12 protein-coding genes are annotated in these 15,251 nt (G+C 71.0%); 8 read left to right on the plus strand and 4 right to left on the minus strand.

Features of this window, described 5'->3' with window-relative positions:
- Positions 1-51 precede the first annotated feature (51 nt).
- The 5 genes from WMF27_RS22985 (at position 52) to WMF27_RS23005 (ending at position 4,708) form a co-directional block, all read left to right on the plus strand.
- A complete protein-coding gene (locus tag WMF27_RS22985) occupies positions 52-210 on the plus strand; it encodes a hypothetical protein (protein ID WP_437944503.1) in 159 nt (52 codons plus the stop codon).
- A gap of 172 nt (positions 211-382) precedes the next feature.
- Positions 383-2,059, plus strand: coding sequence for a DUF1592 domain-containing protein (locus WMF27_RS22990; protein WP_437944504.1), 1,677 nt, complete (start codon positions 383-385; stop codon positions 2,057-2,059).
- On the plus strand, positions 2,056-3,501 hold the full coding sequence (locus WMF27_RS22995; RefSeq protein WP_437766748.1) for a DUF1552 domain-containing protein: 1,446 nt from the start codon (positions 2,056-2,058) through the stop codon (positions 3,499-3,501). The genes WMF27_RS22990 and WMF27_RS22995 overlap by 4 nt, the downstream gene beginning before the upstream one ends.
- 375 nt (positions 3,502-3,876) lie before the next feature.
- Positions 3,877-4,383 carry a hypothetical protein gene (locus WMF27_RS23000; protein WP_437766747.1) on the plus strand — a complete coding sequence of 169 codons (507 nt, stop codon included), beginning with the start codon at positions 3,877-3,879 and terminating at the stop codon, positions 4,381-4,383.
- 94 nt (positions 4,384-4,477) lie between these two features.
- A complete protein-coding gene (locus WMF27_RS23005; protein ID WP_437766746.1) occupies positions 4,478-4,708 on the plus strand; it encodes a hypothetical protein in 231 nt (76 codons plus the stop codon).
- Between the two features lie 138 nt (positions 4,709-4,846).
- On the opposite strand, the gene WMF27_RS23010 is transcribed toward WMF27_RS23005, so the two are convergent.
- Positions 4,847-6,226 (minus strand): DUF1552 domain-containing protein, encoded by a 1,380-nt coding sequence (locus tag WMF27_RS23010; RefSeq protein WP_437766745.1) that lies wholly within the window; start codon positions 6,224-6,226, stop codon positions 4,847-4,849.
- A complete protein-coding gene (locus WMF27_RS23015) occupies positions 6,226-7,755 on the minus strand; it encodes a DUF1592 domain-containing protein (protein WP_437766744.1) in 1,530 nt (509 codons plus the stop codon). Before WMF27_RS23015 ends, WMF27_RS23010 begins: the two co-directional genes overlap by 1 nt.
- 233 nt (positions 7,756-7,988) lie before the next feature.
- On the opposite strand from WMF27_RS23015, the gene WMF27_RS23020 reads away from it, so the two are divergent.
- Complete coding sequence (locus WMF27_RS23020) at positions 7,989-8,354, plus strand: hypothetical protein (protein ID WP_437766743.1); 366 nt, start codon at positions 7,989-7,991, stop codon at positions 8,352-8,354.
- 418 nt (positions 8,355-8,772) lie between these two features.
- Here the strand turns inward: WMF27_RS23020 and WMF27_RS23025 are convergent, their stop codons facing one another.
- Positions 8,773-9,870, minus strand: a complete 1,098-nt coding sequence (locus WMF27_RS23025) for a serine/threonine-protein kinase (protein ID WP_437766742.1) — start codon at positions 9,868-9,870, stop codon at positions 8,773-8,775.
- Between the two features lie 75 nt (positions 9,871-9,945).
- Entirely contained in the window at positions 9,946-12,651 is a 2,706-nt protein-coding gene (locus tag WMF27_RS23030; protein ID WP_437766741.1) for a protein kinase domain-containing protein, read from the minus strand.
- A 199-nt stretch (positions 12,652-12,850) separates the two neighbouring features.
- On the opposite strand from WMF27_RS23030, the gene WMF27_RS23035 reads away from it, so the two are divergent.
- Positions 12,851-14,386, plus strand: coding sequence for a serine/threonine-protein kinase (locus tag WMF27_RS23035; RefSeq protein WP_437766740.1), 1,536 nt, complete (start codon positions 12,851-12,853; stop codon positions 14,384-14,386).
- 333 nt (positions 14,387-14,719) lie between these two features.
- A complete protein-coding gene (locus WMF27_RS23040) occupies positions 14,720-15,205 on the plus strand; it encodes a hypothetical protein (RefSeq protein WP_437766739.1) in 486 nt (161 codons plus the stop codon).
- The last annotated feature ends 46 nt before the right edge of the window (positions 15,206-15,251 follow it).

Genomic DNA, 15,251 nt, shown 5'->3' on the forward strand with positions numbered 1-15,251 from the left:
CCGCGATCGCCCGAGCCCCCGGCGAGCAGAAGCTATCGAGGTGGTGTCCTTATGAGTCGATCTGTGTTTGGACTGAACGTTCTCTTCTCCGTAGGCGTGGCGGGCTGCAAGGAGGGCCAGCCGGTCGTGTACTGCACGCACCCCGGCGGTCACAACGTACCGTCCGGCGCGGGCGGGCGAGCCTGGCGCTTCTTCCAGTCGCTCAAGTGAGCCGCGCAGGCCGTGAGTGAACGCGGCCTCCCGCAGGCCGTGGACTGAACGTGATCTCTTCGATGCATGGATTCTCGATTCTCAGATGAACAAGACAGTTGCTGAATGATGGTTGCATTGCAACTGCGCTGGAATAGCTGATTCGTCACCCGTGCTTGGTCAGGAGGCAATCATGACCCCACCGTCTTTTTTAATGACCGGCTTGCCACGCGGCAGGCGGGCGCTGCGCGCGGGGCTCTGCGTCACAGCGCTCCTGCTCGCTGGATGCACGGGCGCCTTGGGCGATCCGTCGGAGGAAAGCGACGGCCCGGCGCCGGACGTGAACGGCCCAGTCACCGGCGGGGTGGCGCGCGGCATCGACATGCCGGGTGGGCCGCAGTACCACCGGTTCGTGCGGCTCACGAACTCGCAGTGGGCGCGCAGCGTTCAGGTGGTCCTGAACCTCGCCGATCCTCCGTCGCTGTCCGACGGGTTCGAGAAGCCCGTCGCCGGCACGACGGACTTCACGAACAACGAGCACCTGCTGAGCGTGAACCAGCGCTCGTGGAGCGACTACCAATCGGCGGCGGAGGCGCTCGCCGAGGAGGTGACGGCTTCGGCGGAGGCGCTCGCCGATGTTTACCCGGGCACGGACGAGGCCGGCTTCATCGAGACCGTGGGGCGCCGCGCGTATCGCCGTCCGCTGACGGACAATGAGATCGCCGGGTACACGGATCTCTTCGAGACCGGAACGGCGATGTCCGGCGCGAAGAGCGCGTTCGCCAAGGGCGCGCAGCTCGTGATCCGGACGATGCTGCAGTCGCCGCACTTCCTCTACCGCACGGAGCTCGGCGAGGATCGCAAGCCGCTCGATGGTTACGAGATCGCGGCGAAGCTCTCGCTCTGGCTGCGCGACGCCGCGCCGAGCGACGAGTTGCTCGACAAGGCGCCCACGCTCACGACGCCGGAGGCGATCGCCGCGGTCGCCAAGACCATGCTGGAGGAGCCCACCGCGGCCGAGGGCATGCGGTACTTCCATCGCGAGCTGCTCCACTTCGATCGCTACGCCACGATCAGCAAGCTCGGCGTGCCGACCTACAACGAATCGTTGAACGCGGAGTACGAGGAGAGCGCGTACCTGTTCTTCGACAAGATCTTCACCGAGGGTCTCGGCGTCAAGGAGATCCTCACGTCCACCAAGGGCTTCGTGGGGCCGGGGATGGCGAGCCTCTACGGCCTTTCGCCGAGCGGGAGCCGCGTCGTGGAGCGAGACCTCGGTCCCGATCGCGTCGGCTTCTTCTCGCAGCTCCCTTACCTGACGCTGAACGCTCTGAACGAGGAGTCGGACTCGATCCACCGCGGCGTCAGCATCAACCTCGACGTGCTGTGCACGCCGCTCGGCGCGCCGGCCCCCAACATTCCGCCGGTCCCGCCTCTCGAGCCCGGGCAGACGAACCGTCAACGCATCACGCGGCTCACCTCCGCCTGCGGCGGCGCGTGCCACAACCAGCTCATCAACCCCGTCGGCTTCGCCTTCGAGCACTTCGACGGCATGGGGCAATATCGGGACGAGGAGAACGGAGGCTTGCCGGTCGACAGCAGCGGTGTCTACACGTTCTCCGAAGGGGACAAGTCGTTCGCCGACGCCGGCGAGCTGATGCACTACATGGCGGAGGGCGAGCAGGCTCACCTCTGCTACGCGAAGAAGCTCGCGAGCTTCGCGCTCCAGCGCGACGTCGTCCCGTCGGACTTGCCGCTCGTCGAGACGCTCGCCGAGGTGAGCCGCGGCGCCAGCGGCTCGGTGAAAGCGATGATGCTCGAGCTCGTGAAGAAGGAAGCATTCCGGACTCGCATGGGAGGTACGCTGTGAACCCCAAGATCGCAATGAACCTCGCTCCTCCGAGCGCAGCGCACCGGCGCGGCATGAATCGGCGCGCGTTCCTGCGCGCGGGCGGCGTCGCCATCGCCCTTCCGTTCCTCGAGGGTCTGCCGTTGCGCTCCGCCTGGGCCGCGGACAGCGCGCCCGTGTTCAGCCTCTACATCGTGGCGGCGTGCGGCGTGGTGGGTAAGAAGTTCTTCCCGGACCAGACTGGCCAGCTCACGACCGACGGGCTCGCCGCCATGACGGACAAGGCGACGCACGTGCTCGCGCCTCACGCCTCGAACCTGCTGTTCATCCGCGGTATCAACTTCCCGATGAATGGGCCCACCAACTGCGGCCACGCGCAGGGCCTGTGTCAGTCGCTCACCGCGCGCCCGGCGCAGGGCGGCGGCAAGACCGCATCCTCGAGCGGCGTGTCCGCGGACGTCGTCGTCGCCAAGCTGGTGAACGAGGGCGGAGCCGAGCCGCTCACGCTCTACGCCGGCAACCTCAGGAACGGGTACATCGCCGAGCGCATCTCGTTCAAGGGCGGCGGCTCCGGACAGGTGCGTTCTGCGGACGACAACCCGTACACGCTCTACTCCAAGCTCGTCGGCCTGACGAGCAGCGGCGGTGGCAGCAGCGGCGGCAGCGGCGGGCAGGTCGCCGAGGAGCTCATCCGCAGCCGCAAGAGCGCGAACGACTTCGTGCGCGAGGAGCTGAACAGCCTGATGCGCATGTCGGCGCTGAGCTCGGCCGACAAGCACCGCCTCCAGCAGCATTTCGACGCCATCCGCGACGCCGAGGTCACGATGGGCGAGATGGCCGCCGGGGCCTGCAGCCAGGCGGGCCTCTCGACGTCGGAGCTCGACGCGCTCAAGAGCGGCTTCGCGTTCAAGACGAACGGCATGATAGAAGACGTCGCGAAGCTCCATCTCGAGCTCGTGGCGCTGGCGTTCGCCTGCAACTTCAACCGCGTGGCGACGCTGCAGCACGGCGACGGCACGGATCAGACGAAGTATGCGGTGCCGTCGAACGAGAAGCTCGGGTGGCCCTTCCACCACATCAGCCATCGTGTGCAATCGGACGCCTCTTCGGGCAGCAACCCGACGGCCGAGCAAGCGCACGCCGAGATCGACGTGCTCCGCATGCAGACGCTGCTCCACGGCCTCGATCAGTTCAAGGCGCGCGGCCTGTTCGACAAGTCCATCATCCTGTGGACGAACCACGTGTCGGACGGCCCGTCGCACAGCTTCCAGAACGTTCCGACGATCATCGCCGGGGACGGCGGCGGCTACCTGAAGCAGGGTGCTTACATCGACGCCGGAGGCGTCACGAACAACCGGCTCTTCAACGGCCTCATCGCCGCCGCCGTTCGGGACAAGACCCAGTGGACGGAGAACTTCGGCGAGGGCAAGGGCTCCGGGCCCATCGACGGCATGCTCGCCTGAGCGGCATCGCCGGCGGCGTGCCTCCCCTGGAGTTGGCCCCCGAAGTGAGAACGATCGCGGAGGCCCTGGCCCGACGCGCGAAGGCGCGACCGCAGGGTCCTTGATCTGGTCGTTCCCCGCATCCTCGACGGCCGAGCGAACGGCGGGGGTGGCGACGTCGATCCCGATGGCGACGCCCCCGGTGCTCAGGACGACCCCAGTCCCGAGCCAGGCCGGAGCGCGCCGGTCCATTCTCGTTGATACCCATCATGTGAACGCTCAAAGTCCCCTTCGGGATCTCCTTTTGCTTTCCCCCTGAGCAGGCCGCCACGCGCGCCGGCCCTTCGTCCCTGGGATCGCACTCGCTCTCTGCGCGGGGGGGCGACGAGCGGCGGCGTGACCAGCGGGGCCGGTGGAGAGGGCGCCGCCACGAGCGGCTCGACGGGCTCGGGCGGCAGCGGCGGCGACGGCGGCGGCGCCTCCAGCACCGGTGGCCAGGCCGGCGACGCGGGTGGCCACGGCGATGGCGGCGCGGGCGGCGCGGGCGGCCACGGCGATGGCGGCCACGGCGATGGCGGCGCGGGCGGGTTCACGCCGTGCCCGACGAACGGGGAGCCTTGCAAGATCCTGCCGCTCGGCGACTCCATCACGGACGGGGTCGGGGTGCAGGGCGGCGGCGGTTACCGGATCGAGCTGTTCAGGAAGGCGCGGGCCGCGGGCAAGAAGATCACCTTCGTCGGGTCCCTGATGAACGGGCCGGCGACGGTCGACGGCGCCTCGTTTCCGCGGGCCCATGAGGGGCACAGCGGCTGGAAGATCGATCAGATCGGGGGCTGGTGCCGACGCCCGCGCTCGCGCAGAACCCGCACATCGTGCTGCTCATGGCGGGGACCAACGATCTGACCCAGAATGACAACCTTCCCATGGCGCCGCGGCGCCTGGCCTGGGAGCGGTCCTCGACAAGATCTTCGCCTCGACTCCGGACACGCTCGTGGTCGTGGCGCAGCTCATTCCGATCACCTTCGCCGATCCCACGGTGGTCACCTACACCAACGCGCCGGTGGACACCGTGGGAACCCGGGCAGCCGCAGGGAAGCACGTGGTGCTGGTGGACATGCACACCGGGTTTCCCACAACGGAGCTCCCGGACAGGATACACCCGAACGAGTCCGGCTACGCGCGCATGGCGAACGTCTGGTACGGGGCGATCGGCGACCTCTTGCGGTGAGGCGCCGTCGCGGTCGCGCCTCCCCCGCGCGACCATCCTGCTCGCGCCGCGCCGCGTGACGGCGCCGGCCTGTAGCGCGAGGAGCGCCGGCCGGCGTCGTTGAATTCGCGACGGCCGGCGTCGTTGAATTCGCGCCGGCTACGTCAGGTTCGTGAGCGGCCCGGTGCAGAATTTCGGGTCGCCGAACGTGTTCCGGTTGTCGCCGAACAGGTTCAAGATCGAGACGAGCAGGTTGTTGTGCGGGAGGTTGGGGTACCGGACCCAGCGTCCAGTGCGCAGGCCGCCGCCGCCGCCGGCCAGCAAGAACGGCATGTTCGACTTGTTGTGGCTCGGCGGATCCGAGAGCTCGGACCCGAAGAAGACGACGCTCTCGTCGAGCAGCGAGTGTCCACCCATGTCGACCTTCGCCATCTCCTGCAGGAGATAGAGGTGCTGCTTCGAGTACCAGTTGCAGATGCGCTCGCACTCGTCCGGCCTGAAGCCGCCGTCGTGCTGGTAGAAATGGTGGTGCTCGGTCAGGTTGAGCCAGGGGAAGGTGTGCTTCGCCTCGGTGTCGCTCCACTGCAGCGTGCCGACCGCGGTGATGTCGCAGGCGAGCGACATCACCAGCATGTCCATCATCAGCTTGCCGACCTTCGGGATCGCCGCGTCGGTCGAGGTGTCCTTGACCTTGCCGTCGTTGTCCGCGCTGAGCCCCGTGCGCGGGTTGTAGTCGGACGTGTCGACCTTCGTCGGCGCCTTGCACACGCTCGTCTCGACCGCCGGCGCGCTGTCGAGGCTCTTCTCGATCTCGCGGATCTTCGTCAGGTGCTGGTCGATCTTCTGCGCGTCGGCGGCGCCGAGCCGCGCGGACAGCGCGGAGTACCGCCCGTCGAGGAAGTCGAGGATCGATTTCTTTCGCGCGAGTCGGCGGGCGGCGTCGTTGCCGGCGCTGGGGTCCAGCGTGCCGAAGAGGTCGGTGAAGATCTCCGTCGGATCGAGGCGCGGCGAGATCGGCCTGAACGGCGCGGCGCTCTCGAAATTGGCGGCGTTCATCGGTGACAGCAGGCCGTGGGACTTTCCCGTCGCCCAGCGCACCGCGATCTCGATGCTCGCCTTCGCCTTCTGACCGGCGGAGATCCGGGAGGCGATCACCTGATCGACGGACGGTCCGCCCCCGTAGCCGCCGTTCGGGGCTTGAGTCGTGCCCGAGAGCCAGGCGATGATCCCGGCCTGGTGCTGCTCACCGACCGCGCTCTTCATGTCGAGGCCGTCGACGACGAGCAGCCGGTCCTGCACCGGCGCGAGCGGCGACAGGATGGGCCCCAAGGTGAAGTTCGTCTCGTTGCCGGTCGGCCGCCAGCGGTTCATCACCGTCCCGCCCGGCGTGTAGACGCCGAGGAAACGCTTGGCGGGGGCGGATTGCGCGCTCGCCGTGCGTTCGGTGCCCATGATCTCCAGCCAGGGGAGCGCGATGGCGATGGCGCCAGCGCCGCGCAGCACGGCACGTCGGCTCAAACGAAAGTTCGACATAACCATCACTCCTCCTGGGCAGCCATGTAGTGGAAAGCATCCGTCTGCGTGAGCTCGATCAGGAGCTGCTTCACATTGTATCCGGACGCCTTGAAGGCGTCCGTGACAGCCTTCTTGGTGCACGCGTCCCCGGCGCGAAGCGTGAGACCATAGCCGTACTCGGCCCAGCGCTTCGCGAAGCAGCTCTGGACCGCCTCGGTCTGGGCGAGCCCCTGCACCAGCTCGATCGGCCCGCTCACCTTGATGTCCGTGCCCGGGACCCCGCCGCTCGCGTCGATCGGGACGTCGTTCTCCGTCGTGCGGAACAGCCCGACCGCGTCGTAGTTCTCGAGCGCGAACCCGACCGGATCCATGAACTGGTGGCAGCCCGCGCAGACCGGATCCTTGCTGTGCTGGCTGAAGCGCTCCCGCGCCGTCTTGCCGGTGTACGGATCCGGCGGCTTCACCCTCTCCAGGATGTCGCCGGTGGGGAGCGGGATCTTCTGGCACATCAGCTTGTCGAGCACGAACGCGCCCCGGACCACGGGGTTCGTGTTGTTCGAGTGCGTCGTCCCGGCCATCATACCGGCCTGGGTGAGGATCCCGAGGCGCTGGGTCGTGTCGAGCTGCACCCGCTGGAACTCGTCGCCCGTCACACCGGAGACGCCGTAGAACGCCGCGAGAGGTCCATTCATGAACGTGTACGGGGCCGTCAAGATGGACGCCCAGGTGCCGTTCTCCTCGTAGATCTCGTGCTCGATCAACCGCTGCGTCTCCTCGTGCATGAGCGCGCCGATCGTCCGCGAGAAGGTCGGGAACGACGCCGGGTTTCGCTCGAGATCCGCGAGGCTGCTGATGGGGAGCAGGTTGTCGAAGAAGTACCGGACGGTGGCCCGGGACCGGGGATCCTCGAGCATGCGCTCGGCATGAACGCGCACGCCTTCCTTGGTCGCGAGCTCACCTGCTTGCGCCGCCGTGCGCAGCTTCTCGTCAGGCATCGTGCCCCAGAGCAGGTACGATAGGCGCGTCGCCATCTCGTCGCCCGTGGGCCGGCGGAGCTCGGGGCGCTCCGGGTCGGGTGCGCCGAACTCGATGCGGTAGAGAAAATCCGGCGATTGGAGCAGCCCCTCGATCACCGTCGCGATGCCGGCGTCGAACGTCGCATCCGTCCGGCCGGCGCTGTACAGCGCGAGGAGCTCGTCCGCCTCACCGGCGGCGAGCGGCCTTCGGTAAGCGAGCGGCGCGATTCGCTCGATGATCGTGCGCGCGCACGCCTCCTCGCTCTCCCTCGTCACGCTGCTCGCGCAAGGGTCGAGCTTGGCGAGCGCCTCCGGGGTGGCGGTCGCGCGCCGGGCGACGCCCTCCGCGACGGTGCCCAGCTGCTCGGCGAGCAGGCTCGAGACCGACAGCGTGTCCGCGTCATTGCCGAAGCCGTTCCCGACATCCTCGCTCGGCAGTGAAATGGCTGGCTCTGTCGTGTCGCCCAGGAGGTCGCGGACGGTCTTGTTGTACTCGAAGCGCGTGAGCCGCCGCAGCGGCGCTCGCCCGGGGTACACCGCGCCGTCCTCGCAAGCGGCCGGGTCCGTCGGGCCCGTGCCCGTCGACGTGCCCGTCGAGGTCGGCGGCGGGTCTGTGGGTGTGGAATCCTCGGAGCGAAACCCGCCCAGGTCTCCCGTGCAGCCGCTGGCCACGATCAACGCGATCGAGACAGCTGACCGAGAGCCTAGGAGAGGACGCGCCTTCTCATGATCTGAGGGCCTAACCATGTGGTTCTCTCTCCTCGCCCGCTGTGGGCACGCTAAAGTGGAGCGCAGGCGGGATCTGGTGTTTCACCCTCGCCCGTGTCGTGACAGCTCGTGGCCGGTTCGGCCTGAATATATTCGACTACCTGCCGAGAAAATCCATCAACCACTCCATGACGGGGCGTGGCTGGCCATTTTTGATGAGGCCCGATTCCCTCACCCAACCCGCCTCTGCCCCTCGTCATCAAAGCCATGTGGTCTCCTGTCGGGATGGTAAGGAAACGACTCACAATGCAGGCATCATCGACGACGATGACGAGATCTCTGTGGCCTGCGGTGACACGACCATCCAGGTAGCTACGCGCGCGGACCACACCCTGCGCACCGGCTCTACCGATGAGCAGCATTCATGATTTTTCACGACAATCGTGGAACAACCGAGGTCTGTCGCGGTCTCCGGTGGCTCACTCCTGGCGAAGCGCCGATCACCATCGTTCGACAATCGTCTGCGCGACGACCGGACGTGACCGGCACCAGGCTCGACCCGATGCCCGACCACGAGGCTCGCACTGCGCATAGCGACCCACCCGGAGCAAAGCGAAAGGATACCTCCGCAATGTGAACGCTCACATCTCGGATGTCAACGCCTATCGACCGCCCCGCGCGCGTCCGCCGGCCGGAGGGACGACGCAGCTGGCGGAGCGCCTCCGGAGCGCCGCGTCAAGAGGAGCGGACGCCGTAGCGCGGTCGTGCAGCTGAACGAGATTATGGTGTTGAGCGCATACTCAGGTTCCGGGCTCCCCCGCGGAGGCCGACACCGCAGCAGCGCGCTCAGCCGCGCGAGGGCCGCCGCTGTTCCAGGAGCTCGCCCGATTCCCCCTCGCCCGCCGGCCCCGCCGCGCGCATCGACTGCAAAGCAGCGATGATCTCCTCCGTGACGCACGGCCCGCCCGAGGCGTAAAACGGCGCCAGCGGCCTCAGCGGCGGCGGCAGCACCTCGGCGACCCGCGCGCCGATGGCGTCGCGCGACGCCGCGTGCCCCTCCTCCCCGGCCGCGGCCCGGAGCGCCTGCGCGAAATCGGCCGCCGTGGGCCAGCGCGCGTCGCGATCGCGCTCGATCGCCCGCGCGACGGCGGCCGTGACGGCCTGGCCCACGCCCTCGCGCTCGCTCGAGAGCGGCGGCACCTCGCGCTCCAGGACGGCGTGGAGGGTCGAGACCATGCTGCTGCCGGCGAACAGCCGCCTGCCCGCCAGCACCTCCCACGCCACGACCCCGAGCGAGAACACGTCCGAGCGCCGATCCAGCGGCCTCGCGTTCGCCTGCTCCGGCGAGAAATAGCTCAGCTTCCCCTTCACCATCCCGGTCTTCGTCCGCGTCGTGCGGCGCAGGGCATACGCGAGCCCGAGATCGCAGATGGACGCCCGACCGTCGACGCCGACAAGGATGTTGGACGGCGAGATGTCCCGGTGGATCACCTGGAGCAGCTCCCCCGAGCTGTCGCGCGCCTCATGCGCCGCGTGCAGCCCCTCGGCGGCCTGCGCGATGAGCTCGATCGCGTCGCCGACCCCGAGCGCCTCGGGAGCCCGGGTGAGGTGCTTGAGGGTGACCCCCACGACGAGCTCCATGACGATGTACGGCGCGCCCTCGTCGAGGCCGTAATCGAGGACGGGAACGAAATGGGGGCTCGCGACGCGCGACGCGATGCCCGCCTCGTCGAAGAGCATGGACGCGTAGCTCGATTCGCACCGCAGATCGGCCCGGATCCGCTTCACCGCCACGAGCGACCCGCGCTCCGGACCCGCGCCGCCCGTGTCCCCTCCGCCTGCCGCGCAGGCGCGACGCGCGATGAAGACCTCCGCCGAGCCGCCCCTGGCCAGCTGCAACAGCAGCTCGTAAGGACCGACGGCGCCCAGGTCAGAAGAATCCATGCTCACTGCTCCGGGCGGCGGGGTATCACGTCAATGGTTGTTCATCAACCTTGGCCCCCTCGCGCTTCGTTCCGTTCACGCGCTGATTCGGGCTCCGGGGGGCGCCCCCGGTCCTCCCGCCCCTCCGCCGCCGCGATCCTGCGCAGGGCCGCGGGCGACGAGGCCCTCGCCGTCCGTGGGGGCGTCGCCGCCGCGCTCGGCGTGCTCGGCCAGCACCCGCTCGTCGGTCTCGCCCACCGAGCGCAGCCAGCGCGCCGCGGCCCGGTGGCCGGCGGTGCGATCGCCGTCCGTGAGCATCCCGTAGGCGGCGTCGCGCACCACGGCGTGACGGAACGTGAGCTCGTCGTGCCCGGGGTAGCGCGACACGCCGCGCCGGGCGACGAGCTCCTCCGAGAGCAGGCTCTTGAGCCAGCGGTCGAGCGACTCGGCCGAGGTGCCGGCGCCGAGCAGCTGCCGCACGCCCTCGGGCCAGAAGCTGCCGCCGAACAGGCTCGCCGCCCGCAGCGTGCGCCGCGCCTCGGCCGGCAGCGCCTCGATGCGCGCGTGCATCAGGGCCACGACCGTGGGCGGCATGTCGCTCCGGCCCTCCGCGCGCGCGCGCATGAGCTCCTCGAGGAAGAAGGGGTGGCCGTCCGCGTGCTCGACGAGCCGCGCCACCTCGGGCAGGGCGAGCTCCTCGCCGAACACGCTGCGGACGAGCCGCTCGGCCGCGCGCTGGCTGAGCGCGCCGAGCTTGATGTGCTGCACGCCGCGCGAGCCCCAGAGGCCGGGGAACGTCTCCATCAAGCTGTGGCGCGCGAAGCCGAGCACGAGGAGCGGGCGATCCGAGAGCGCCTGGAGCGCCTCGTCCAGCACCGAGACCGAGGCGTGATCGCTCCAGTGCATGTCCTCGAGCACCACCACGACCGGCCCCTCGCCGCATCGCGCCGCGAGCCACTCGAGCACGGCGCGGCGGGCCTGCTCGCTCACGGCGACCGCGTCCCCGCGGGCGGCGCGCAGCTCGGCGTCGGGGTCGTCGAACGGCGTGCCCGCGATCTCGCCGAGGTACCAGGCGACGCGCGGGGCGTCGTCGGCCGGCGCGGGCAGGGCCCGCGCGACGTGCTCGCGGATCTTGGCGCGGCGCGCCTCGAGCGCCTCGCCGGGCAGGCAGCCGGCGGCCGCGAGGACGATCTCGCCCAGCATGCCGAACGGCGCGCCCGCGCCGAGGGGGTCGCCCCGCGCCACGTAGACCGACGCGCGCGCGTCGCGCTCGCGCACGGCGCGGACGAGCTCGCAGCGGAGGCGCGTCTTGCCGATGCCGGCCTCGCCGAGGACCAGCGCGGCGCGCGCCACGGGCTCGTCGGCGCTCTGCTCGAAGAGGCCGCGCAGCGTCGCGAGCTCGCGGTCGCGCCCGACGAACGAGGTGACGCGGCCGAAGAGCGTGCGCTCGGGCTCGGTGCCGTCGCGCTCGCCCATCAGCAGGAACGAGGGGCCGTCGCCGGTCACCTCGAAGCGCGGCGCCGCGAGCCCCGCGGTGACCTCGTCGATGCGCACGTCGCCCTCGGCCTCGCGCAGGCGGGCGACCGCGCGGTCGATCACGTCGCCCGCGGGCAGGCGCTCGCCGACCTGCGCGCGGCCCGTGGCGAGCGCGACAGGGCGCCCGGGCAGGCGCGCCTTCAGCGCGAGCGCGCACTGCGCGGCGCGCGCCGCGAGGTCGAAGGCGGCCATCGTGCCGGCGCCGCCGCGGCCGGAGAACACCTCGTCGGTCTGCGAGGACAGGAGCACCATGCGCGTGCCGCCCGGGAGCCGCACGCGCTCGCCGCCGAACGCCTCGGCGAGGTCCGCGACGATCCGCTCGACGCCGCGATCGCTCGCCGGCTCCGGGTCGGCGGCGCCCAGATCGACGAGGACGACGCTGACGAGCCGCCGCTCGTCGTCCGTGACCGATGCCGGCGCGCCGTCCGCGCCCGCGCTGGACGCGCGCGCGAGCAGGGCGCGCGCCTCCGCGAGCGCGGCCGCCGCGGCGCGGCCGTCCGCGGGGCGCGCCGCCGGGTCCTTCGCCAGGAGGCGCGCGACGAGCTCGTCGAGGAAGGGCGGCACGTCCGGGCGCCGCTCGACGAGGCGCGGCGCCTCCTCGAGGAGGATGCGGCACACCTCGGCGAGCGGGTCGTCGGCCGCGAAGGGGCGCTGCCCGGCGAGGCACTCGAAGAGCAGGACGCCGAGGCCGAAGACGTCGGCGCGCGCGTCGACCTCGACGTCGCCGCGCGCCTGCTCGGGCGCGACGTAGCCGAGCGAGCCGACGAGCGAGCTGGCCTCCGTGACGAGCGAGGTCGACGCCGCCGCCCGGGCGACGCCGAAGTCGAGCAGGACCACGCCGTCGACCCTGCCGTCGCGCAGGAGCACGTTGCTCGGCTTGAGATCGCGGTGCGTGATCCCGATCGCGTGGACGGCGGCGAGCGCCTCCGCGATCTGGTGCGCGACGAGCAGCGCGTCGGCCACGGGGAGCGCCCCCTCCTGGAGGCGCGCGTCGAGCGTGGCGCCCTCGAGCCACTCCATCGCGAGCCACAGGGCGCCGTCGTCGCCCGTGCCGTGCGCGATGTGCTGCACGATGAGCGGGTGCTGCACGGCCTCGAGCATGCGCGCCTCGCGCCGGAAGCGGGCGGCGAGCTCCGGGGGCGCGACCTTGAGCGCGACGGGGCGCCCGGTCAGCTGGTCGATCGCCCGGTAGACCGTGCCCATCCCGCCGGCGCCGGCAAGGCGGCGCACCTCGAACCGGCCTGCGACCAGCGTGCCCTCGCGCATGGTGCCAGCTTATCCGAGACCTCCCGTCAGGTGCGCGGCGCGAGCGCTCGGTGGTGACGGTCCAGGGTGTTTGTTGTACGCTGTGCGCGCCGACACGCGCCGACACGCGCCAACACGCGCCAACACCCAGAGGGCCGCGCCGCCCGCACAGGACGCCCCCTCAGGACCGTCGGCTCGCCCGAGCGAAGAGGGACCCCCGATGAACCCCGGACAGCAGGTGACGAGCACGCTCAGGCTGGCGCGCGAGCTCGGGAAGGGGGCGATGGGGAGCGTGTGGGTGGCCGATCACCTCGCGCTCGGGACGCAGGTGGCGGTGAAGTTCATGGCGCCGGCCTACGCGGACCAGAGCGGCTTCGTGGAGCGCTTCCGGCGGGAGGCGATGGCGGCCGCGCAGATCAAGAGCCCGCACGTCGCGCAGGTCTTCGACCACGGCGTCACGCCGGACGGGGTGCCGTTCATCGTGATGGAGCTGCTCGAGGGCGAGGACCTCAAGAGCCGCATGCAGCGGCTGGGCGCGCTGCCGCCCGTCGAGGTCGCGGCGATCGTGTCGCAGACGGCCAAGGCGCTCGGCCGGGCGCACCAGGTCGGGATCGTCCACCGCGACATCAAGCCGGACAACATCTTCCTGCTCGACGTCGAGGGCGAGCTGTTCGTGAAGGTGCTCGATTTCGGGGTGGCCAAGCGGGTCCAGGGCGAGCTCGGCATGACGTCGACCGGGAGCGTGCTGGGCACGCCGCTCTACATGAGCCCCGAGCAGCTGCTCAGCGCGAAGCACGTCGACTTCCGCGCGGATCTCTGGGGGCTCGCGGTGGTCGCCTACCACGCGCTCACCGAGCATGTCCCGTTCCGGGGCGAGACGCTGGGCGCGCTGTCGGTGGTGCTGCACACCGGGATCTTCACGCCGCCGAGCGAGGTGAAGCCGGAGCTCTCTCCGGCGATCGACGCCTGGATGAAGAAGGCGCTGGCGCACGATCCCGCGGCGCGCTTCGCGTCGGCGCGGCAGATGGCGGAGGCGCTGGAGCGCGCGGTCCTCGGGATCGCGCGCACGGCGTTCACGACCGAGCCCTCGTCCGCGGGGGAGCGAGCCCTCCACGGGAGCGCGTCGCAGCCGGTGCTGTTCGGGGAGCCGACGCCGCTGCCGCCGGCGCCGGGCGCGCGGCTCTCGACGACCGGCACGCCGCCGTCGTCGGCGCCGGGCGCGCGGCTCTCGACGGACGGCGCGCCGGGGCGGACGCTCGCCGGCATGGCGACCTCGGGGACGGACGGGGCCCGGCGGTGGGCGCCGGCCATCCTGGCGGCCGCGCTCGCGTTCGGAGCGCTCGTGGCGGCGGTCGTCTTCCTGGCAACGAAGCCATCGCCCACGGCCGAGGTGACCCCCTCGTCGGAGGCGCCGGCCCGGCAGGCCGCGCCCGTCCCGGCGCAGCCGGCGGCGCCGACGCCAGCGAGCGCCGCCGCGCCGGCGCCGGCGGAGCCGGCGAGCGCGACGCCCGCGGCCGAGACCGCGCAGCCGGCGGCCACGGCGGCGACCGCGCAGCCGGCGGCGACCGCGCAGCCGGCGGCGACCGCGCAGCCGGCGGCGACGGTGAGCCCGCGCGCGGCAGGGAGGCCGGGCGCGGCGGCGGCGCCGCGCGGCACCTCGGAGGGGCGCGGCCGCGCCACGCCGCGGGAGGCGTCGACCGGCCGCTCGACCGGGACGAAGCCGCCCGCGCCGGTCGAGGACACCATCGGCTTCTGACGCGGCCTCCGGCCTCGTCGCGCTCCAGCCGCCTCGGTCGCCCGTGGCCGCGGCCTCGGGCGACCTGGTCAGACGGAGCCCGTTGAAACGGGGCGCTCGCGCCGCTCGACGGCAAAATATGGAATCAACCGCGCTGGCACGGGCGATGTCGACATCGGAAGGTGAGGCCCACGGGGCGCACTGCGACATCCCGCCTCGCTCCTCCAGCGGAAGGGGCACAGAAATCGGCGCGAACGCATCGAGGCGTGAGAATTTCGGATTGGCACAGAGCGTGCGGTATCCGTCGCCGGGGCCCAGAGCGAGGGCGCGCTCAACGCGAAGGAGGTCTCTTCCATGGAGAAGCTCGTAATTGGCCTGGTGCAGACGCACGACGAGGCGGAAGCCGCGGCGGAACGCATCATCGACTGCGGCTACACACGACAGGAGGTCAGCCTGCTGATGACCGAGGCGACGCGCGACAGGTGCTTTCCGAGCCCGGACGTACCGCCGCCGTCGAACACGTTCGGCGCCGCGGTCGCGATGAGCGTCGTGGTCCCCGACCTCGGGTTCGTGGTCGCCGGGCCGCTGGCCGCGGTCGTGGCCAGCGCGGTCGGCGCCGGGATCACGGGCGGCCTGCGCGAGATCCTCCTCACCGCGGGCGTCCCGAGGCGCTGGGCGGAACGCTACGAGGCCGGCGTCCGGCAGGGCGGGATCCTCGTGAGCGTGTTCGCCCGCAGCGAGCGCGACGTCGGCCTGCTCCATCTGGTCCTGGACGACCCGCACATGACGTCGTTCCACACGGAAGCCCACCGGCACCACGCGTACGACACGTCGTTTTGAGCCGAGGCGCGCGCGTCGCGTGGCAAAGCGCCTCGCCCCGACAGGC

The sequence above is a fragment of the Sorangium sp. So ce281 genome, from assembly GCF_051527395.1.
Classification (GTDB): domain Bacteria; phylum Myxococcota_A; class Polyangia; order Polyangiales; family Polyangiaceae; genus Sorangium; species Sorangium cellulosum_B.